We start from the raw sequence: 20177 nt of genomic DNA on the forward strand, positions 1-20177 counted from the left end.
CTTGTGGCGCGTCCGATAGGTTCACTGTGGGCCGGAAGCGCCGGTGGCCCGGTGCGACCGGGTGTCGAATGCGCAACCAGGAGGGTGGTATGGGGATGGAAGTACGCACCCTCGGCGCAGCGGAGCTGGCCGAGGGGGCCGCCGGTGAATTCGCCATGGACGCGACCACTTTGCTCGAACCGCTGCTCCTGATCGACCTCGACGGTGTCGATGGGGCAACCGCGGCGGCCGCCGCGGCGCGGATACCGGCGCGGGGCGGACCGGCGGTCGGATTCTGTTCCGGCGGTATCGCTGCAGAACTCGCCCCGTTGACGGCAGCGCTGGACCTGACCTACGCCGCGGGGGCGGTGAATCCGGCCGACCGGGCGGTTGTCGTGACCGACGACGCCGAGCGTGCGGTCGCCGAGTTCGCCGACTGTATGCGCCGGTATCCGCAGGCGGCGAGTTTCGCCGCGCAGGTAGTACGTGCTTCGGAGGGGCTTCCGGTGCCGGCGGCCATCGACGTGGAGTCCTTCGCGTACTCCACCCTCCAGGGCGGACCGGAATTCGGCCGTTGGCTGGCGGCACGCCGCCGGCTCGGGCGCCCGCTACCGCCGGCGCCCGAATCCGATCCGGTTCTCCTCACTGCGGACGGCGATACCCTCCGCATCACCCTGAACCGCCCGGAGCGGCGTAATGCCTACGGCACGGCCCTTCGTGACGCCCTGGTCGAGGCGTTGCGCACCGCGCTGCTCGCCGGCACGTTCGACAAGATTGTGCTCGACGGTGCCGGTGCGTCGTTCTGCGCCGGCGGGGATCTCGACGAATTCGGCCACACACCCGATACCGCGACGGCTCATCAGATCCGGACCCGCGGCGGGGCGGCCCGGTTGATGGCCCGGCTGGCGGAGCGCACCGAGGTCCGGTTGCACGGCCATTGTGTGGGCGCCGGGATCGAGATCTCCGCGTTCGCCGGACATATCGTTGCCGCCCCGGATACCGTGATCCGATTGCCCGAGGTGGCGATGGGCTTGATCCCGGGCGCGGGCGGCACCGTGAGCGTTCCCCGGCGGATCGGCCGTTGGCGGGCGCTGCACCTGTTCGTCACCGGTATCGCGCTGGGCCCGCAGTGTGCGCTCGAATGGGGGCTCGTCGACGAGATCGCGGATGGCGGGTGAGCAGGGGCAGGCGGGATGTATCGCCGCTCGCGCCGGACCGGGGCGCTGTCGACGGGGCCCGGGGTGCGTGGTGGACACGAAGCAGTTCGGGATGGTATTCGCCCTCAATATGAGGTAAACATAATCATAGATTGTCGGGGCTCGAACTCCAGTGGTTGCGGGGGAGCGGCCTGACCGTATGGAGGTATGTGTAGTGGGACAGCCAGGGCTTCGTCCACAGAAGACCGCGATGTTGGTCGCACAGCGCATTGTCGAGGGCATCAACAAACGTGGCAACAAGGTCGGTGACAAACTGCCGCCGGAACGGCTGATGCTCGAAGAGTACGAGATCGGCCGGGGAACACTGCGGGAATCGTTGCGGTTCCTGGAACTCCAGGGCGTTATCGCTCTCAAACCCGGTCCCGGCGGCGGCCCGATCGTGCAGCAACCCGACGGTATGGGTCTGCAGACCGCGATCACGCTACTGCTGCAATTCGAGAACGCACCGTTCCGGACCATCGTCGAGGCCCGTACGGCGCTCGAACCGATGATGGCCCGGCTCGCTGCCGACCGGATCAGCGAAGAACAACTCGCCACCCTGAAACATTCGGTGGACCATATGCGCGAGCACATCGACGACGAGGAGATCTTCGTCGAGATGAGCCGGGTATTCCACGACACCATCGCGCAGGGTTCCGGGAACGCGCTGTTCGGCTATCTGATCCATGCGCTGCTGGATATGCTCGACGGCTCCGCGGTGGGGATGGAGTACCCGGAGCGGCATCGTGTCGCGACCTGCGATATCCACGAGAAGATCTACAAGGCGGTGGCCGCCGGGGACGCCGGTGCGGCACTGACCGCGATGGAGGAACATATCGACGCGATCTGGCGGTACGAGGAGAAGAACTACCCCGAGGTCCTCGATACTCCGATCGCGTGGGGATCCCGCGGCTGATCGACCGGTGGGCCGGGGGTTCGGCGCTGACGGCCGCCGCTCGGGCAGTCTCCCGCGGTACCGGAAGATCCGCTACCGCGGGAGGGCCTCAACCGGTCAGGGGCGATAGGGATCTGCCCGTTCGACCGGCGGCGCCGTCTTCCAGTCGGGCAGTCCGTATTCCGGGGTGCCGACGGGGGATTTACCGCCCGACAGATGCGTCCACTGTGCGTGATTGAGTTGGTGGATGGAGAAGCAGGCGTCGAGCGCGGTGGTGAAGCCCATCGCGTCCTGACTCTGGTTCACCGAATCCTTCACCAGCAGTGCCGCCATACTGGGCACCCGCGCGATCCGGCGGGCGAACTCCAGGGTGTTCTCGCCGAGCGAGTCGGCCGGGAAGATCTTGTTCACCATGCCCAGCGCGAGTGCGTCCTCGGCATCGAGGCTGTCCCCGGTCAGCAATAGCTCCTTGGCCTTGCGTGGGCCGAATTCCCAAGGATGGCCGAAGTATTCGACACCGCAGACACCCAGCCGGGTGGCGACGACATCGGCGAACCGAGTGCCCTCCGCGGCGACGATGAGATCGCAGGCCCAGGCCAGCATGAGGGCGGCGGAGAAAACGTTGCCGTGCACCTCGGCGATGGTGATCTTGCGGAGTTTGCGCCACCGCCGGGTGTTCTCGTAGAAGTAGTGCCACTCCTGGTGGAAACGGGATTCGACGGCATCGTGGGTGGCGCCGGTGCAGGTGAAGGACCAGTGCTGATCGGGTCCGGGTTCGCGTTCGGCCCGGTAGTCGGGGCTGCCGAGGTCGTGGCCCGAGGAGAATACGGGTCCATCGCCGGCGAGAACGACCACGCGCACCGTATCGTCGGCTTCCGCCCGCAGGAAGGCGTGGGTGAGTTCCACGAGCAGTCCACGGTTCTGGGCGTTGCGGTATTTCGGGCGGTTCAGCACGATGCGCACGATCGTGCCGTCGTCGTGTGTTTCGTAGCGCAGGTACCGGTAGTCCACCGGGGTGGCGGGGTCGAGCAGAGCTTCGGTCATCGTGAATCCTTTTCTGGTCAGGCGGATCCGGACGGCGTCCGGACCAGCCCGCGGGCTTGATCGAGAAGTGCCTGCGCGACACCGTGGAAGCGGTGGCCGAGCGCGGTATCGGCCTTTCCGGCGCAGGCCCGCGCATAGGTGCCTTCGAGGATGATGGCGAGCCGGTAGCAGGCCAGGACCTGATACCAGTCGAAATCGGTCATATCTCGGCCGCTGACCTCGGCGTAGCGGGCGATGAGCTCGTCGCGGCCGGGAAGTCCGTCGAGTCGGCGGGCGAGCCCGACCGTGCGGGTTTCGGTGGGATCGGGCCAGGTCGCGAGGAGATGGCCGAGGTCGAGCAGGGGATCGCCGACGGTGCCCAGTTCCCAGTCGACGACAGCGGCCACGGCCGGCCGGTCGCGCCGGAACATGACATTGCCGAAGTGGTAGTCGCCGTGGATGATTCCCTTGCGCCACGCCGCGGGCCGGTGCGCGTCGAGCCAGCCTCCGATCTCGTCGACTCCGTCCAGTTCGGGCCCGGGCCATCCGTCGAGCTCGTGATAGGAGTCGAGCTGGCGTCGCCAGCGGCCGACCTGCCGGTCGAGCCAGCCGTTGGCCCGGGTGAGCTGGGCTTCGCCGAGGACGGCCGGATCGATCGAGCCGAGTGCCGCCGCGCTGTCGACCATGGACAGGCCCATCGCATGCTGCGTCTCGGCGGACGAGGCGTGCGGTTCGGGAACCTCGGTGGTGGCGGTGAAACCCTCCACCGCCTCCATCACGAAGAAGACGCACCCCATGACCTCGAGGTCCTCGCAGGCGGCTACGAGCCGCGGGTGGGGTACCTCGCTACCCGCGAGCGCGGCGAGCAGGCGCGCTTCCCGGCGCATCGTCTCGTCGCTGTTGCCGCGTTTGTGCAGCGGCGGTCGCCGGAATACGTAGTCGGTACCGTCCCGGGTGAATTTCACCAGGATGTTCTGGGTGCCTCCGGTCAACGGGACGATATCGGTGACGGGCCCGGTGCCCACCTCGTTGCGGTCGAGCCATGACGTCAGTGCGGTGACGTCCACCGGGTCCTGATCCCTCATCGATCCACCTCATGCCTTCCCTGTGTGACGTCTGACGGGGTGCCGTCGCACGTAGCGGCCGGAGGCACCCACCTACCGGAGACTACACATTCCTACGAACCATTGTCATGATTTCTTTCATATTCCGGCGCATAGTTGTTATCGTTAGCCGCGACGGGCCCGAAAGTCTCCTGCCGCGCGTGGCTCGGCACCTCGGGTGCACATCAACAATCCAAGCGTTCTCACCAGGTGGTGCAATGGGTATCGAAATGGTTCTGGACATGGCCGCATCGGTCCATCCCGAGCGGCTCGCGCTAGGGCGGCGCGATGCGGGGATGACCTATCAGGAGCTCAGCGACGTGGCCTCCGGCGGCGCCGCGGTCCTGGCCCGGTACGGTGCCGCGCATCTGGTGTTCGTGGGCGTCAACGGTCCGGTACTGCCGGTGCTGACCTTCGCGTCCGCCCGCGCCGGGGTCCCGCTGGCGCCGATGAACTACCGGCTGGCGGCCGATCAGCTGCGCGATCTCGTCGGGCAACTCGAACGACCGCTGATCGTCGCCGACCCCGCCTACCGGGACACCCTCGACGGTGCCGCCGAGACGGTGCTGACCAGCGCGGAGTTCCTGGACCTGGCCCGGGCCGCCGGACCCGGCACCACCGAACCGGCCCCCGACGATGCCACCGCCGTCGTGCTGTTCACCAGCGGCACCACCTCCGCGCCCAAAGGCGTGCTGCTGCGCCACCAGCATCTGCTGTCCTATCTGCTCAATACCGTGGAATTCGGCTCCGCCGCCGAGGACGACGCGACACTGGTCAGCACGCCGCCGTACCACATCGCCGGGATGGGGGCCGTGCTCAGCAACATCTACGCAGGACGGCGGATGGTGCATCTACCCGACTTCACTCCGCAGGGCTGGCTCGATATCGTCCGTGGCGAGCGGATCACGAGTGCCATGGTGGTGCCGACCATGCTCGCCCGCGTCGTCGAGCACCTGGACGGCGCCCCCGGCGAGGCCCCGAACCTGGTGTCACTGGCCTACGGCGGCGCCCGGATGCCGCAACCCGTTCTCGAACGGGCCCTCCGCGCTTTCCCGGAGACCGGATTCGTCAACGCCTACGGGCTGACCGAAACCAGTTCGACCATCGCGGTGCTGGGCCCCGACGATCACCGCGAGGCCATGGCGGATCCGTCGCTACGCGGCCGGTTGTCGTCGGTGGGGCGGGTGGTTCCGGGGATGGAGGCCGAGATCCGGGGCGAGGACGGCACCGTGCCGGCCGCCGGCGAAACCGGCCTGCTGTGGGTGCGGGGTGCGCAGGTCAGCGGCGAGTACATGGGCAAGGGATCGGCGCTGGACGCCGACGGCTGGTTCCCCACCCGCGACCGCGCCCGCATCGAGGACGGTTACCTCTATATCGGCGGGCGCGCCGACGACACCATCATCCGTGGCGGCGAGAACATCGCCCCGGCCGAGATCGAGGATGTGCTGGTCCACCACGACGATGTGCGCGAGGTCGCCGTGATCGGCGTACCGGACGACGAATGGGGCGAACGGATCTGTGCGGTGATCGTCCCGGCCGGACCCGGACACGCCGATACGGCCGCCATCCGGACCTGGTGCCGCGAACGCCTGCGGGGTTCGCGCACGCCCGAAGAGGTCGTGTTCGTGGACGAACTGCCCAAGACACCCACCGGGAAACTGGTGCGCCGCGATCTCGTCGCGCAGGTCACCGCGCCGGTCGCGCCCTGACCGTTTCGCTCAACATCTGTTCCACATTCCTCTGGAGGATCCATGCGTAGTGCCGTGCTCGTCGACGTCGTCCGTTCGGCGTCGGGTAAGGGCAAGGCCGGTGGCGCCCTGTCCGATATCCACCCGATCGATCTGCTGGCCGAGGTACTGCGGTCGCTGGTCGCGCGTAACGATATCGACCCCGTCCTCATCGACGATGTCATCGGCGGCTGTGTAAGCCAGGCCGCGGAACAGGCCGGCAATATCACCCGTTCGGCCGCACTGGCGGCGGGTCTGCCCGAATCCACCCCGGCCACCACAGTGACCCGCGCGTGCGGTTCGAGCCAGCAGGCGGTGCATTTCGCGGCGCAGGGCGTGCTGGCGGGCTCCTACGATGTGGTGATCGCCTGCGGTGTGGAATCGATGAGCCGGGTGCCGATGGGTACCGCCCCGATGGGCCGGGACCTGGTCGGCGCCGGACTCGCCCAGCGGTACCCGGAGGGCTGGATCAGCCAGGGGGTGGCCGCCGAACTGGTGGCACAGAAGTACGGGCTGACTCGAGACGATGTCGACCGGTACGCGCAGCAATCGCATCGGCGGGCCGCGACCGCCGCCGCTGCCGGGCATTACGGCCGGGAGATCGTGCCCGTGCCGGTGCCGGGCGGCGCGCACGAAACCGACGAAACGATCCGCGCGGCGACCACGCTCGAAAGCCTGGGCACGCTGCGGGCCTCGTTCCACTCCGCGGATTCGGACCGGCGTTTCCCCGGCCTGGGCTGGATGATCACTCCCGGCAACTCCTCGCCGCTCACCGACGCGGCCGCCGCAACCCTGATCATGTCGGAGGAGAAGGCCGCACACCTCGGGCTCACGCCGCGCGCCCGCTTCGTCGACTTCACGGTCGCCGGTGACGACCCGTTGTACATGCTCACCGCGCCGATCCCCGCGACCCGCAAACTGCTCGACCGCACCGGCCGGACACTTGACGAGATCGATATCTACGAGGTCAACGAGGCCTTTGCGTCCGTACCGCTGGCGTGGGCGCGGGAATTCGACGCCGACCCCGCCCGGCTCAACCCCGCCGGCGGCGCCCTCTCGCTCGGCCACGCGATCGGGGCGTCGGGTGTGCGCCTGCTGGCCACCATGGTGGGCGAACTGGAGCGCACGGGCGGGCGCTACGGCCTGCAGACCATGTGCGAACACGGCGGTATGGCCAACGCCCTGCTCATCGAACGTCTCTGACCGAAAGGCATATACGTGGACATCAACGGCAAAGTCACCCTCGTCACCGGGGGTGCGTCCGGGCTCGGCCTGGCGACCGCCCGCCAGGTGCTCGATCAGGGCTCGAAAGTGGTCCTGCTCGATCTGCCGGCGTCGAACGGGGCCGAGGTCGCCGCCGAACTCGGGCCGAACGCCCTGTTCACCCCGGCCGATATCACCGACGAAACCGCCGTGGCGGCCGCGCTGGACGCGGCCGAGGAATTCGGCGAACTGCGTGCGGTCGTCAGCTGCGCCGGAACCGGCCGGTCGCTGCGCGTCGTCGGCCGGCAGGGTGTTTTCCCGCTCGATGTGTTCACCCGTGTCGTCACGATCAACCTGATCGGTACGTTCAACGTGGTGCGGCTGGCCGCCGAACGGATGTCGCGGCTGGATGTCGAGAGTGAGGAGCGCGGCGTCATCGTGACGACGGCCTCGGTCGCCGCATTCGAGGGCCAGATCGGCCAAGCCGCGTACGCCGCCTCCAAAGCCGGTGTCGCCGGGATGACGCTGCCGCTGGCGCGGGATCTGGCCTCACTGGCGATCCGGGTCGTCTCCATCGCGCCCGGACTGTTCGACACCCCGCTGCTGGCGGGCCTGAACGACGAGGCAAAGGCCTCGCTGGGTGCCCAGACCCCGCATCCCGCCCGCCTCGGCGATCCGCGGGAATTCGCCTCGCTGGCGGCGCATATCCTGTCCAACCCCATGCTCAACGGTGAGGTCGTCCGGCTGGACGGTGCCATCCGGATGGCACCGCGCTGATGGCGGCGCCCGCGCCCCACAAGGAGGAACAACCATGACGGCTCCGGCACTTCCGCTGGAAGGCAAGGTCGCGCTGGTCACCGGCGGCAGTCGCGGACTCGGCCGCGAGATGGTGCTCGCGTTCGCGCGGGCCGGCGCCGATACGGTCATCGTCAGCCGCAAACTCGACAGCTGCGAGAAATTGGCCGCGGAGGTCACGGCGGCCACCGGTCGCCGGGCCTTGCCGGTCGCCTGCCATGTCGGCGACTGGGATGCGCAGGACCAGCTGGTGACCCGCGTCTACGACGAGTTCGGCAAGGTCGACGTTCTGGTCAACAACGCCGGGATGTCCCCGCTGTACTCGAGCCTCGAGGAGATCTCGGAGGCGCTGTTCGACAAGGTCTTCGACGTCAACCTCAAGGGTGCGTTCCGCCTGACGACCCTGATCGCGCCGCGGATGGCCGCCGCCGGGGGCGGCTCGATCATCAATATCAGTTCGATCGCCTCGGAGCGCCCCACCCCCGACGACCTGCCGTATGCGGCCGCCAAGGCCGGGCTGAACATCCTGACCAAGGGGTTCGCGCAGGCCTACGGGCCGGCGGTGCGGGTCAACGCGATCATGGCGGGGCCGTTCCTCACCGATATCAGCAAGGCCTGGGATATGGACGCGGTCGCCGAGAAGCTGAAGGCGCTACCGCTGGGCCGCGCGGGCGATCCCGGTGAGATCGTCGGCGCCGCGCTCTACCTTGCCGGGCCGGGCTCCACCTATACCTCCGGCGCGATCATCCCGGTCGACGGCGGCCGCACCGCGATGCGCTGACCGCGCCCGCAGACCTCTTTTCAGAAAGGAACCAGGATATGAGCTGGGGATTCGAGACCGACCCCGAGTACCAGCAGGTGCTCGACTGGGCCGACGAATTCGTCGCCCGGGAGGTCGAGCCGATCGACCAGGTCATCACCCATGCGTGGGATCTGCAGGATCCGTTGCGCCAGAAGCTGGTCCCGCCGCTGCAGGACACAGTCCGCGAGAAGGGGCTGTGGGCGACGCACCTCGGTCCCGAACTGGGTGGACAGGGTTACGGTCAGCTGAAACTGGCCTTGCTCAACGAGATCGTCGGACGCACCCATTCGGGCCCGATCGTCTTCGGCTGTCAGGCCCCGGATTCCGGCAATACCGAGATCCTCGCGCATTACGGCACGCCCGAACTCAAGGAGCGGTATCTCGCGCCGCTCATCGAGAACAAGATCGTTTCCTGTTACGCCATGACCGAACCGCAGGGCGGTTCCAATCCGGTCGAATTCGACACCACCGCCGTCCTCGATGGTGACGAATGGGTGATCAACGGCGAGAAGTGGTTCGGTTCGAACGCGCGGTTCGCCTCGTTCTTCATTGTCATGGCCGTCACCGATCCCGACGCCGAACCGCACCGGCGGCTGTCGCAGTTCGTCGTCCCGGCCGAGACGGCGGGGCTCGAGATCGTCCGCAATACCGGCGTCTGGGGTCACGATTACGAGGTCGGTACCCACGCCTACACCCGCTGGACCGATGTCCGGATTCCCAAGGACCATATCCTCGGCGGCGTGGGGCAGGGGTTCGAGGTGGCGCAGACCCGGCTGGGCGGCGGCCGTATCCATCACGCCATGCGCACGGTCGGCCTGGTGCGGCGTTCCCTGGACATGATGCTGGAGCGGGCCGTCTCACGGACCACGCGCGGCAGCCGGCTCGGCGATAAACAGCTGGTTCAGGAGATGATTGCGGATTCGTGGCTGCAGCTCGAACAGTTCCGGCTGCTGGTGTTGCGTACGGCGTGGCGGATCGACAAGGAGAACGACTACCGCAAGGTCATCAAGGACATCGCGGCGGTCAAGGCCGCGATGCCGAAGGTGCTGCTGGACGTGACCTCCCGGGCCGTGCAGCTGCACGGTTCGCTCGGCGTATCCAAGGAACTTCCGCTGGGCAAATGGCTGTTCGAGGCGTACCACATGGGTCTTGCGGACGGTGCCACCGAAATTCACAAGATCGGGCTGGCCCGCCAGCTGCTGCGCGATGCCACACCGTACGACGGCCTGTTCCCCAGTTACCACCTGCCGGCGCTGGAGGATCGGGCGCGGGAGAAGTTCGCGGCCGAACTGAGCGCTCTGGCGGAATAGTCCGCTTGCGTGCCGCCGGCGGAGTGCCCCGGCCGGCGGCGGCACCCGCCGCCGCGAACGCCGACAGCGTCAGGATGCTGCCGACGCACGTATGGGTGCCGGGGTGCTCGGCGCGCCAGCTGTGCGTGCACCCTGGTAACTGGGGTCCAGCGTGAAGGGATACCGGTCGCGGTGCCCGCTGTGTACGCGTGCAGCGTCGCGGCTGCGGACCAGCAGCCTGTGCGAGTAGACCTGCGGCGAAACAGACCCAGCCGCTCCCGGTGGGGCGTGCGGGCGGCACGCAGGCGCCGGGCGCCGTCCACTACCGGGTCGGCCGAGCTGTCTCGATACAGTCGAGGCAAATGATTCGCATGAAAGCTTGACTTGGCGCAAATTCAGGCGAATGATATTCACAACTTCGGTGACGTGGATCACGACCGAAGTACCTGCGGTCGCGCCGCGTGGTCACTCCCACCCGCCACCGCGTTCCATCCCTCAAATCCTGCGGAGTTCACATGAGCGCATCAGCGCGCGCTTCAGGTGCGCGGCCCCACCGGCTGCGGCTCCTGATCGAGGTCCCGGCAGTCATCGTGCTCTTCGTCATGATGATCCATGTGACCGCCAACGCCCTGCTCCGGGCGTTCGCCTCGAGCCCCATCCAGAACACCCTCGAGATCACGCAGTACATCTACCTGCCGATCATCGCGCTGCTCGGGTTCATGGCCGCGCAGGCGCGCGGCGAGCACATCGTCGCGGACCTGGTCACGCACTACTTCCCGCGCCCGGCCCGCCGGGCGGTCCTGTCCGGTGGATACCTCCTTGCCCTGATCGTGACCGCCGGCTTCGCCTGGTTCGGCCTGGAAGAAGCCCTGCACGCCCGCGATATCGGCCAGACCGCGGGGGTGTCGACAGTGGTGTCGTGGCCGGTGCTGTTCCTTGTACCGGTCGCCTTCGCTGTGCTCACCGTTCAGTTCGGCTTCGCCGCGGTGCGGGCGCTACGCGGCGCCGAGGACGAGACCGAGGACGAGGACGCCCCTGTGGCCGGCGATATCGGCGGCGAGATCCAGGCCGGGCACAGCAGTACGGTCCCGGCCGGCACGACATCGGATTCGGAGAAGAAATGACCACCGCCGCTGCGCCCGCGGGAAACGCGGGCACCCGCCCCCTCACCCCACCGCCGGTCGGGCCGAGCCGCCGGCACCTGTTCCGCGCCTGGTCCGTCTTCGGTGTCCTCGTCGTGGTGCTCCTGGGCACCGTTGCGGCGATGTTCATGCCGCTGAAGCCGCAGGCGATCGGGTGCGCGGCCCTGGTGATGATGCTGACCCTGCTGCTCCTGCGCCTACCGGTGGCCCTGACGATGATCATTCCGTCGTTCGCGGGCCTCTACGCCCTTCGCGGTGAGAAAACCGTGGCCAGTGCGCTGTCGTCACTGCCGTACCACCAGGTCGCCAGCTGGACCCTCAGCGTGGTGCCGATGTTCGTCCTGATGGGCCTGCTGATGTGGCGGTCCGGGCTGACCGCCAACCTCTACGCGGTGGCGCGACACTGGCTCGGCTGGCTACCCGGCGGCCTGGCGGTGGGCACCAATGTGGCCGGTGCCGGCTTGTCGACCGTGAGCGGTTCGACCACCGGGACCGCGTATGCGCTCGGCCGGATCGGTATCCCCGAAATGCTCAAGGCCGGCTACGACCGCCGGCTCGCGATCGGCGCGGTTATCGTGGCGGGGCTCCCCGGTCAGCTGATCCCGCCGAGCATCCTGCTCGTGCTGTACGCGGGGATCGCCGAGGTCCCGGTGGGGAAACAGCTGCTCGCCGGCATCGGCCCGGGCATCCTGGTGGCGATTCTGTTCACCCTCGCCATCATCCTGTTCGCGGTCTTCGGTAAGGATCTGGCCGGCCCGAACCGCGGCCGCAGCACCGAGACCGTGCCCTGGAAAGAGAAGCTCACCAGCCTGGTACAGGTATGGCCCGTTCCGGTGCTGATGCTGGTGATCGTGGGCGGCATGCTGTCGGGCATCTTCACCGCGACGGAGGCGGGCGCCGCGGCGGCGCTGTGCTCGGTGGGCGTGGTGCTGCTGTGGAAGCGTAAGACCGGCGGCGCGTTCCAGGCGCTCGCCGACGGGGCCGTGGGCACGGTGTCGACCGTGGGTGCGGTGTTCCTGCTCCTGCTGGGCGTCGAGGCGCTGTCCCGGATGATGACCTTGAGCGGAATCAGCAACGGTTTCGCCGATCTGATCGCCGGAATGGAACTCGGCCGGGTCGAATTCCTGCTGCTGATGGTCGTGGTGTACCTGCTGCTCGGGGCGTTCATGGACCCGCTGCCGATGATGGTGCTGACCGTCCCCATCCTGATCCCGACCCTGGAGAGCCTGGATATCTCGCTGCTGTGGTTCGGCGCGTTCACGGTGTTCATGGGCGAACTGGCGATCCTGTCACCGCCGGTCGGTGTGCTGGCGATGGTGATCCACTCGATCGTCAAGGATCCGGAGGTGAACCTCGGCCGCAAGATTCCGTTGAAGGATGTTTTCGTCGCCTCGCTGTGGTTCCTGCCGATGGCGATCGCGGTGGTCCTGCTCCTGATCTTCTTCCCGGAGATCTCGACATTCCTGTCGGATAATTCGAGCGCGGGCTGATATCGGATACCCACGTAGTTCGGCCGGAGCGAATTCGCTCCGGCCGAACTGCTGATGTGCGCAGGCCGTTCCCGCTTATGTGCGGGACTTTTCGGCGAGGACGCCGGTATGGGTGAGCGCGGCGATCTCGGCGTCGCCCAGTGCGAGGACGTCTCGGAGGACGTCGCGGCCGTCGGCACCCAGGTCGGCGGCAGGTCCGGTCCGCAGGTGGACGCCGTCGAACGACGCCGGCATGGCGGCCGCCAGGTAGTCGCCGATCCGCGGCTGGGACAGCGTGGCGAACAGTGGGTTGCGCTCGAGATCGCCGGACCGGACGACCTGTTCGAAGCTGCGGTACCGCTCGTGCAGCACCGAGGTACCGGCGAGGGCCCGGCCGACCTCGTCGGCATCGTGGGTGCGAAACCAGCGCGCGAACAGGGCGGTGAGTAGGTCCCGGTGTTCGAAGCGGTCGCTTTCCTGCCCGAAGTCGGCGCCGAGGGCGGTTTCCAGTGCCGCGACGGTCTCCTGGGTTCCGGTGAGCGCGGTGAGATCGCGGAAATGACGCGGAGTCAGTGTGACCACCATGAACCGTGCGCCGTCCGCGGTGACGAAATCGGTGCCGTAGGTGCCGTAGACGTCGTTACCGGTGGCCGGCCGGCCGGTGCCGTTGACCTGAACCTCCGTGAGGTATCCCAGGGTGCCCGCGGTCGCGAGCGCGACATCTTCGAGAGGAAGCACGATCTGCGACCCCGCCCCGGTCGTGGCACGGCGGTGGACCGCCGCGGTGACCGCGAGGGCGGCGTGCAATCCGGCGGCGATATCCCATGCGGGCAGCACATGGTTCACCACACCGTTGTGATCGTCCGGCCCGGTGATCTGCGGGAAGCCGAGTGCGGCGTTGACGGTGTAGTCCACGGCGGGCCGGCCGTCGCGGCGGCCCAGCAGTTCCAGAGTGATGACATCCGAGCGCACGGCGGCCAGCGCGTCGTGGCTCATCCACGCCCGGCCGCCCGTATTGGTCACCAGGATCCCGGCACCCGGGCCGGGCGCGGTCACCAGGCGCCGGACGATGTCCTGTCCCGCGTCGCTGCGCAGATCCAGGGCGAGCGACCGTTTGCCCCGGTTGAGACCGGTCCAGTAGATCGATTCCCCGGTGGCGGTCAGTGGCCAGCGCCCGGTATCGGCGGCCCCGCCGAGTGGGTCGATCCGGATGACCTCGGCGCCGAGCTGGCACAGCGTGAGCCCGCACAGGGGAGAGGCGACGAAACTCGAGATCTCGACGATGCGGAGTCCGCTGAGGGGGCGGCCGGGAGTGTGTTCGGGAGCGGTCATGCCGGTCTGTCCTTCTGTCGTACGGTGGCTGAGCTGGGCAAATCATAATTAATGATAATAAATCACACCATAGTATTGACACGCATCTTTATCGGCAGCAATACTGCCTGCATGGCCACCATTTCGGCAGTCGGTCCGGAAGATTTCGCTGACATCCTGGCGCAAACCCGTGCGTTCATCCGCAAGGAAGTGCTGCCGCGCGAGCAGGAGATCGCGGATACCGACAGCATTCCCGACGATATCCGCAACAACGCCGCGGCGATGGGCCTGTTCGGCTACGCGATCCCCCAGGAGTGGGGCGGCCTGGGGCTGGACCTGACCCAAGACGTCGAACTGGCAATGGAATTCGGGTACACATCGCTATCGCTGCGGTCGATGTTCGGCACCAACAACGGTATCGCCGGTCAGGTGCTGGTGGGTTTCGGTACCGACGAACAGAAATCGCGCTGGCTCGCCGATATCGCCTCCGGAGACGTCGTCGCCTCCTTCGCCCTCACCGAACCCGGCGCGGGATCGAACCCGGCCGGACTGCGCACCAAGGCGGTCCGGGACGGTGACGACTGGGTGATCAACGGTGAGAAACGTTTCATCACGAACGCCCCGCTGGCCGATCTGTTCATCGTCTTCGCGCGCACCCGCCCCGCCGACGAGAACGGCACCGGGATCGCTGTCTTCCTCGTCCCCGCTACGACGCCCGGTGTGGAGGTCGCGCCGAAGGACCGCAAAATGGGTCAGGAGGGTGCCTGGACGGCCGATGTCCATTTCACCGATGTCCGGGTGCCGCACGCCGCGCTCGTCGGTGGCAGTGAGGATGTCGGCTACCGGGCCGCGATGACCTCCCTGGCGCGCGGCCGCGTGCATATCGCCGCTTTGGCCGTCGGTGCGGCCCAGCGTGCGCTCGACGAATCCGTCACCTACGCCGCGACCGCCACCCAGGGTGGAACACCGATCGGGGATTTCCAGCTGGTGCAGGCGATGATCGCCGATATCGCCACCGGTGTCCTGGCGGGTCGCGCGATGGTGCGGGAGGTCGCCGCCCGCTATGTCTCCGGCGAGGACCGCCGGACCGGCCCGTCGGCCGCGAAACTCTTCTGTACCGAAATGGTCGGTAAAGCAGCCGATCTCGCGGTGCAGATCCACGGTGGTTCCGGCTACCTGCGGGAGGTCGCCGTCGAACGGATCTACCGCGATGTGCGGCTGCTGCGGTTGTACGAGGGCACCAGCGAGATCCAGCGCCTCATCATCGGTGGCGGTCTGGTGAACGCCGCCGAGAAATCGGCCTCAGCGGGAGGGCGCTAGAGATGCAGTCCGACGCAGTCACCGCCGATACCGGCCTGCCGCTCGCCGGGTTCACCGTCGTCAGTCTCGAACAGGCCGTCGCGGCTCCCATCGCGACCCGGCATCTCGCCGATCTCGGTGCCCGGGTGATCAAGGTCGAGCGGATCGGCGAGGGCGATTTCGCCCGCAACTACGATGCCGCCGTGCACGGGCTCGCCTCGCATTTCGTGTGGTTGAACCGGGGTAAGGAATCGCTGTGCGTCGATCTGAAGGCCGGCGCGGGAATCGCCGCGGTCCGCGCACTGATCGCCGGGGCGGACGTTTTCGTGCAGAATTCCGCCCCCGGCGCGGCCGAGCGGCTGGGGCTGGGTGCGGAGGAATTGCGCGCCGATCACCCCGGGCTGATCGCGGTCAACATGTCCGGGTACGGAACCTCGGGCCCGTTCGTGGATCGCAAGGCCTACGACATGCTGGTCCAGGCCGAGACCGGGCTCGTATCGATCACCGGAACCCCCGAGACGGCCACCAAGACGGGTATCCCGACCTCCGATATCGCCGCCGGGATGTACGCACTATCGGCGATCCAGGCGGCGCTGCTGCGCCGGGAGCGCACCGGAACGGGCGCGACCATCGATATCGCGATGTTCGACGCGACCGTCGAATGGCTCGGGCATTCCATGTACATGCAGATGTACCAGGACGTCCAGATCAAACGGATGGGACTGTCACACGCCTCGATCGCGCCCTACGACGCCTATCCGACCCGGGACGGGCAGATACTCATCGGCGTCCAGAACGACCGGGGCTGGCGCACGCTGGTCACCGATGTGTTCCAGCGCCCGGATCTCGCCGATGACCCGAAGTTCGCGACCAATATCGAACGGGTGCGGCACCGGGCCGAGGTCGACGCCGTGGTCGGCGAGCTCACCGGTGGCTTCGATACCGCCGATCTCGACGACAGCCTTGCGAAGGCGGGTATCCCGGCCGCGCAACTGGGCGATATGAAAAATCTGATCGCGCATCCCCAGCTGTCGGCCCGGGACCGGTGGCGCGAGGTACAGACCGAGGCCGGGCCGATTCGGGCCGTGCTGCCGCCCATGACTTTCCGCGATATCGAGCTGCGGATGGGCGCGGTGCCGGCGCTGGGGGAGCAGACCGATGCGGTGCTCGCCGAAATCGGCTTGGACACCGAACGGATCGCGGAATTGCGTTCGGCCGGAATCGTGCAGTAGGCGCACGTCGTATTCACAGATCAACGGATTGGAGCGGTAGTGGGACTGCTGGCAGGAAAGGTTGCCGTCGTCACGGGGGCCGCGCAGGGTATCGGCCTGGAGATCGCGCGCACCTTCGTCCGTGAGGGTGCCAAGGTCGTGGTGGCCGATATCAACGACGACGCCGGCGCACAGGCGGTGGCTGAGCTCGGCGGGGCGGACAACGCCGCGTACGTGCGCTGCGATGTGCGCGACGGCGCCGCGGTGTCGGACCTGGTGGGTACCGCCGAGGACACGTTCGGTCCGCTGGGTGTCTTCGTGAACAACGCGGGGATGACCCGGGACGCGACCATGCGCCGGATGAGTGAAGAGGATTTCGACGATGTCGTCGCGGTCCACCTGAAGGGCGCGTGGAACGGTACCCGGGCGGCCGCGGACCGGATGCGTGAGCACGGATCGGGGGCGATCGTGAACATCTCTTCGCTGTCGGGCAAGGTGGGTCTGGTCGGACAGACCAACTACTCGGCCGCCAAGGCCGGGATCGTCGGTCTCACCAAGGCCGCGGCCAAGGAGGTCGCGTTCAAGAATGTGCGGGTCAATGCCGTGCAACCCGGGCTGATCCGGACTCCCATGACGGAGGCCATGCCCGAGCGGATCTGGGAGCAGAAGATGGCGGAGATCCCGCTGGGGCGCGCGGGGCTGCCCAGCGAGGTCGCCTCCGTGGTGTTGTTCCTGGCCAGCGACCTGTCGAGCTATATGACGGGCACGGTGCTCGAGGTGACCGGTGGCCGGCTGATGTGACCCGCTGCCGGCCGTGCCTGCGGCCGGCGGGTCATGGGATGAAACCTTGCCTTAATTCATGACTATGATTATGGTGAACTGGCGAACATTTCGTATCCCGGCAGGCGTGGAAAGCAGTCCCGTACCACCGATGCCATCCACAGCGAAGGAGTGAGGATGTCCGACAACACCGCAGGCACCGAGGCCGGTAACGGCAGCCGGTTGCGCTGCAACGAATGCGGCTCGGAAGCGATCGTCACGACCGCCGGCGGTTCCGCACTGACCTGCTGCGGCGTCGCACTCGAGATCACTTTCGCCGGTCGCTGACCGCATCAGATCGAGGAGGAGCCCGATGAACGAAACCGGTAAGCGCTACACCTGCGCCACATGTTCGACCCAGGTCATCTGCGTCAAGAAGGGCGAAGGCCGCTTCACCTGCCACGGCGCGCCGATGGAACTGCTCACCGCCAAACCGCTGCCCTCGTCCGACTAGGACCGCGGCACCACTCGGAAGTCATGTGCCGCGATATCGCGCGCCCCCGGCGGGCGCGGGCCGTGCGGCAATCGTGCAACAGAAGGAGTCTCTGATGGCTGGTCCACTCGACGGACTCGTCGTGATCGACGCGAGCTGGGGTATGCCCGCGGCCATCTCGACGATGCTGCTCGCCGACTACGGCGCCCGGGTCGTCAAACTCGAACGTCCCGGCGGACCGGCCGACGCGGATTCCGTCCTGCGCAAATCGACCGATCGCGGGAAGTGGAGCGTCGAGGCCGACCTGAGCACTCCCGAAGGCCGCGCGATCGCCGAGCGGCTCGTGGCCGGTGCGGACGTTTTCGTCGAATCCTTCGGCGCGGGCCGGGCCGACGCCCTCGGGATCGGCTACGACGCGTGGCACGAGAAGTTCCCGGAATTGGTGTACTGCTCGGTCACCGGATACGGCACCGACGGACCGCTCGCCGACCGTCCCGGCTACGAAGCGCTGCTCAACGCGCGCCTCGGCCAGATGGCCGAACAGCAGGGACATCGCGACGGGCCGGTGTTCATGGGGCATCCGACGGTGTCCTACGGGACGGCGTTCATCACCACGATCGGCATTCTCGCCGCGCTGCGGGCCCGCAAGGTCAACGGCACCGGGCAGAAGGTCGACACCTCGCTGCTGGACGGCATGCTGGCCATCTCGTCGATGAACTGGTGGTGGAACGAGCAGGACATCTCCTATCTCGCCCGCAGCGGCAACCAGAAGGGTTTCGGCAGCAAACGGCTCATCACGGACCCCTTCCAGTGCGCGGACGGTAAATGGCTGATCCCGCACACCGGCGGCCCGGGCTCCTACAAGCGGATGATGGATCTGCTGGGCTTCGGCGAGCAGACTCGGACCATCGCCGGACCGGAGATGGCGGTACCGCTCGACGAGGTGGAACTGGACATCGCCCGGAACAAGGTGCCGGAGGCGTTCCGGTCCCGCCCGCGCGACGAATGGCTCGAACTGTTCCACGCTGCCGATATCGCGGCCCTGCCGGTACTGCATCCCGAGGAGACCTTCGCCGACGACCAGGTGCGGTTCGCCGAGATCGCGGTCGATATTCCCGACCCCGACCACGGCACCCTCCGCCAGATCGGCCCGGTGATCCGCTTCGAGAAATCCGCGCCGGGCACGCCGGACCCCGCGCCGCGCGTCGGCGCGCACAACGACCGGATCGACGAGATCACCCGCGCACCACAGTGGGCGCCCGCGCCGACCGGTGACCGGGTGGCCGCACCGCTGCAGGGCGTACGCATTCTGGACTTCAGCTCCTATTTCGCCACCGGTTTCGGCGCCCGGCTGCTGTCGGATCTCGGCGCCGAGGTGATCAAGATCGAACCGCTGATCGGTGACCAGATGCGCCCGCTCGGCGACCTGTTCGAGGGCGCCAACCGCGGTAAGCGCACCATCGCGCTCGATCTGCGCTCCGCCGAAGGACAGGAGATCGCGCACCGCCTCGTCGCCGACGCCGATGTGGTGATGCAGAACTACCGTCCCGGCAAGGCCGAGAAGATCGGCCTCGGCGACGAGCAGTTGCGGGCGATCAACCCCGACCTGATCTACGCCTACCTGCCCGGATTCGGTTCCGCGGGGCCGAAATCCACGTTGAAATCGTTCGCCCCGCTCGTCTCGGGCCTGGTCGGGCTGAACTTCGAAGGCGCCGGCGAGGGGAACCCGCCGATCCGCCGGGTGATCGGCAACGAGGACCTCTACAACGGATTCCTCGGTGCCGTCACCGTTCTGCTGGCCCTGCACCACCGGGCCAATACCGGTGCGGGACAGTACGTCGAGAGCCCGCAGTTGCATTCGAGCCTGTTCGTGATCAGCGAGCACTGCGCCACCGTGGACGGCGGGGCGGTACCCGCGCACCGGCTGGACGCCGAGCAGATGGGTCTGTCGCCGCTCTACCGGCTGTATCGCACGATCGACGGCTGGATCGCGATCGCGGTGTTCGGTGACGCGGCCTTCGCCCGGCTCACCAGTGCCTTGAACCTGGGCGATCTGGCCGCCGACCCGCGGTTCGCCACCACCGCCGACCGGGCCATGCACGCGGACGTATTGGCCCAGCGGCTCACCGAACGGTTCACGGAACTCACCAGCGCCGACGCGTTCGAGGTGCTGGACGGCAACAAGGTGCCCGCCGAGATCCCCCTCGACTACCCGATCATGCCCGAACTGCTGTGGGAGGAGTGGGCACTCGACTCGCAGCGCGTGGTCGAACACCACCATCCCGAATACGGCTGGTCGCGTGAGGTCGGCATGGTGATCCACCTGTCCGATACGCCCGGCCGGTTCAAGGGCGGCAGCCCCCGGCTCGGCGAACATTCGGCCGAGATCCTCAGCGAAATCGGCTACTCCGCCGACGAGATCACCGCACTGATGGCGACCGTGTGCGCACTGCCCGCGGCCGCGGCAAAGGAATCCTGAAC

At 67.6% G+C, this 20177-nt stretch carries 18 protein-coding genes; 15 read left to right on the top strand and 3 right to left on the bottom strand.

What is annotated here, in order from left to right; all coding sequences use genetic code 11:
• Window positions 1–89 precede the first annotated feature (89 nt).
• Both ACFWPH_RS25405 and ACFWPH_RS25410 read left to right on the top strand, forming a co-directional pair.
• On the top strand, window positions 90–1157 hold the full coding sequence (locus ACFWPH_RS25405; protein WP_378754614.1) for an enoyl-CoA hydratase/isomerase family protein: 1068 nt from the start codon (window positions 90–92) through the stop codon (window positions 1155–1157).
• A gap of 229 nt (window positions 1158–1386) precedes the next feature.
• Window positions 1387–2091: a FadR/GntR family transcriptional regulator gene (locus ACFWPH_RS25410; RefSeq protein WP_378754615.1), complete on the top strand. Its 705-nt coding sequence runs from the start codon at window positions 1387–1389 to the stop codon at window positions 2089–2091.
• A 96-nt stretch (window positions 2092–2187) separates the two neighbouring features.
• Here the strand turns inward: ACFWPH_RS25410 and ACFWPH_RS25415 are convergent, their stop codons facing one another.
• Together ACFWPH_RS25415 and ACFWPH_RS25420 are read right to left on the bottom strand one after the other, a co-directional pair.
• Window positions 2188–3114, bottom strand: coding sequence for an enoyl-CoA hydratase (locus ACFWPH_RS25415; RefSeq protein ID WP_378754616.1), 927 nt, complete (start codon window positions 3112–3114; stop codon window positions 2188–2190).
• A gap of 17 nt (window positions 3115–3131) precedes the next feature.
• Window positions 3132–4178, bottom strand: a complete 1047-nt coding sequence (locus tag ACFWPH_RS25420) for a phosphotransferase family protein (protein WP_378754617.1) — start codon at window positions 4176–4178, stop codon at window positions 3132–3134.
• A gap of 236 nt (window positions 4179–4414) precedes the next feature.
• Here ACFWPH_RS25420 and ACFWPH_RS25425 point away from each other — a divergent pair, with 236 nt between their 5' ends.
• The 7 genes from ACFWPH_RS25425 (at window position 4415) to ACFWPH_RS25455 (ending at window position 12644) form a co-directional block, all read left to right on the top strand.
• Window positions 4415–5905: an AMP-binding protein gene (locus tag ACFWPH_RS25425; protein WP_378754618.1), complete on the top strand. Its 1491-nt coding sequence runs from the start codon at window positions 4415–4417 to the stop codon at window positions 5903–5905.
• A 42-nt stretch (window positions 5906–5947) separates the two neighbouring features.
• Entirely contained in the window at window positions 5948–7126 is a 1179-nt protein-coding gene (locus ACFWPH_RS25430) for a thiolase family protein (protein WP_378754619.1), read from the top strand.
• A gap of 15 nt (window positions 7127–7141) precedes the next feature.
• Entirely contained in the window at window positions 7142–7903 is a 762-nt protein-coding gene (locus ACFWPH_RS25435) for an SDR family NAD(P)-dependent oxidoreductase (protein ID WP_378754620.1), read from the top strand.
• Between the two features lie 34 nt (window positions 7904–7937).
• The gene (locus ACFWPH_RS25440; protein WP_378754621.1) at window positions 7938–8702 is read left to right on the top strand and encodes an SDR family NAD(P)-dependent oxidoreductase; all 765 of its coding nucleotides are present in this window, start codon (window positions 7938–7940) and stop codon (window positions 8700–8702) included.
• 38 nt (window positions 8703–8740) lie between these two features.
• Window positions 8741–10033, top strand: coding sequence for an acyl-CoA dehydrogenase family protein (locus ACFWPH_RS25445; protein WP_378754622.1), 1293 nt, complete (start codon window positions 8741–8743; stop codon window positions 10031–10033).
• A 494-nt stretch (window positions 10034–10527) separates the two neighbouring features.
• Window positions 10528–11136 carry a TRAP transporter small permease gene (locus ACFWPH_RS25450; RefSeq protein ID WP_378754623.1) on the top strand — a complete coding sequence of 203 codons (609 nt, stop codon included), beginning with the start codon at window positions 10528–10530 and terminating at the stop codon, window positions 11134–11136.
• On the top strand, window positions 11133–12644 hold the full coding sequence (locus ACFWPH_RS25455; protein WP_378754624.1) for a TRAP transporter large permease: 1512 nt from the start codon (window positions 11133–11135) through the stop codon (window positions 12642–12644). Before ACFWPH_RS25450 ends, ACFWPH_RS25455 begins: the two co-directional genes overlap by 4 nt.
• Before the next feature lie 75 nt (window positions 12645–12719).
• Here ACFWPH_RS25455 and ACFWPH_RS25460 read toward each other — a convergent pair whose 3' ends face one another.
• Window positions 12720–13955: a CoA transferase gene (locus ACFWPH_RS25460; protein WP_378754625.1), complete on the bottom strand. Its 1236-nt coding sequence runs from the start codon at window positions 13953–13955 to the stop codon at window positions 12720–12722.
• Between the two features lie 111 nt (window positions 13956–14066).
• Between ACFWPH_RS25460 and ACFWPH_RS25465 the strand changes: the two genes are divergently transcribed.
• The 6 genes from ACFWPH_RS25465 to ACFWPH_RS25490 all read left to right on the top strand — a co-directional run bounded on the left by ACFWPH_RS25465 (window position 14067) and on the right by ACFWPH_RS25490 (window position 20175).
• On the top strand, window positions 14067–15254 hold the full coding sequence (locus ACFWPH_RS25465) for an acyl-CoA dehydrogenase family protein (protein ID WP_378754626.1): 1188 nt from the start codon (window positions 14067–14069) through the stop codon (window positions 15252–15254).
• A 2-nt stretch (window positions 15255–15256) separates the two neighbouring features.
• On the top strand, window positions 15257–16465 hold the full coding sequence (locus tag ACFWPH_RS25470) for a CaiB/BaiF CoA transferase family protein (RefSeq protein ID WP_378754627.1): 1209 nt from the start codon (window positions 15257–15259) through the stop codon (window positions 16463–16465).
• Between the two features lie 39 nt (window positions 16466–16504).
• Window positions 16505–17245: a 3-oxoacyl-ACP reductase FabG gene (gene fabG, locus ACFWPH_RS25475; RefSeq protein ID WP_378754628.1), complete on the top strand. Its 741-nt coding sequence runs from the start codon at window positions 16505–16507 to the stop codon at window positions 17243–17245.
• Window positions 17246–17401: 156 nt separating this feature from the next.
• Window positions 17402–17551, top strand: coding sequence for a hypothetical protein (locus ACFWPH_RS25480; protein ID WP_157112558.1), 150 nt, complete (start codon window positions 17402–17404; stop codon window positions 17549–17551).
• 25 nt (window positions 17552–17576) lie between these two features.
• Window positions 17577–17717, top strand: coding sequence for a hypothetical protein (locus ACFWPH_RS25485; RefSeq protein WP_280417694.1), 141 nt, complete (start codon window positions 17577–17579; stop codon window positions 17715–17717).
• A gap of 94 nt (window positions 17718–17811) precedes the next feature.
• Window positions 17812–20175 carry a CaiB/BaiF CoA transferase family protein gene (locus ACFWPH_RS25490; RefSeq protein ID WP_378754629.1) on the top strand — a complete coding sequence of 788 codons (2364 nt, stop codon included), beginning with the start codon at window positions 17812–17814 and terminating at the stop codon, window positions 20173–20175.
• Window positions 20176–20177 lie beyond the last annotated feature (2 nt).

The sequence above is a fragment of the Nocardia sp. NPDC058499 genome (genome assembly GCF_042719915.1).
Taxonomy (GTDB): Bacteria; Actinomycetota; Actinomycetes; order Mycobacteriales; family Mycobacteriaceae; genus Nocardia.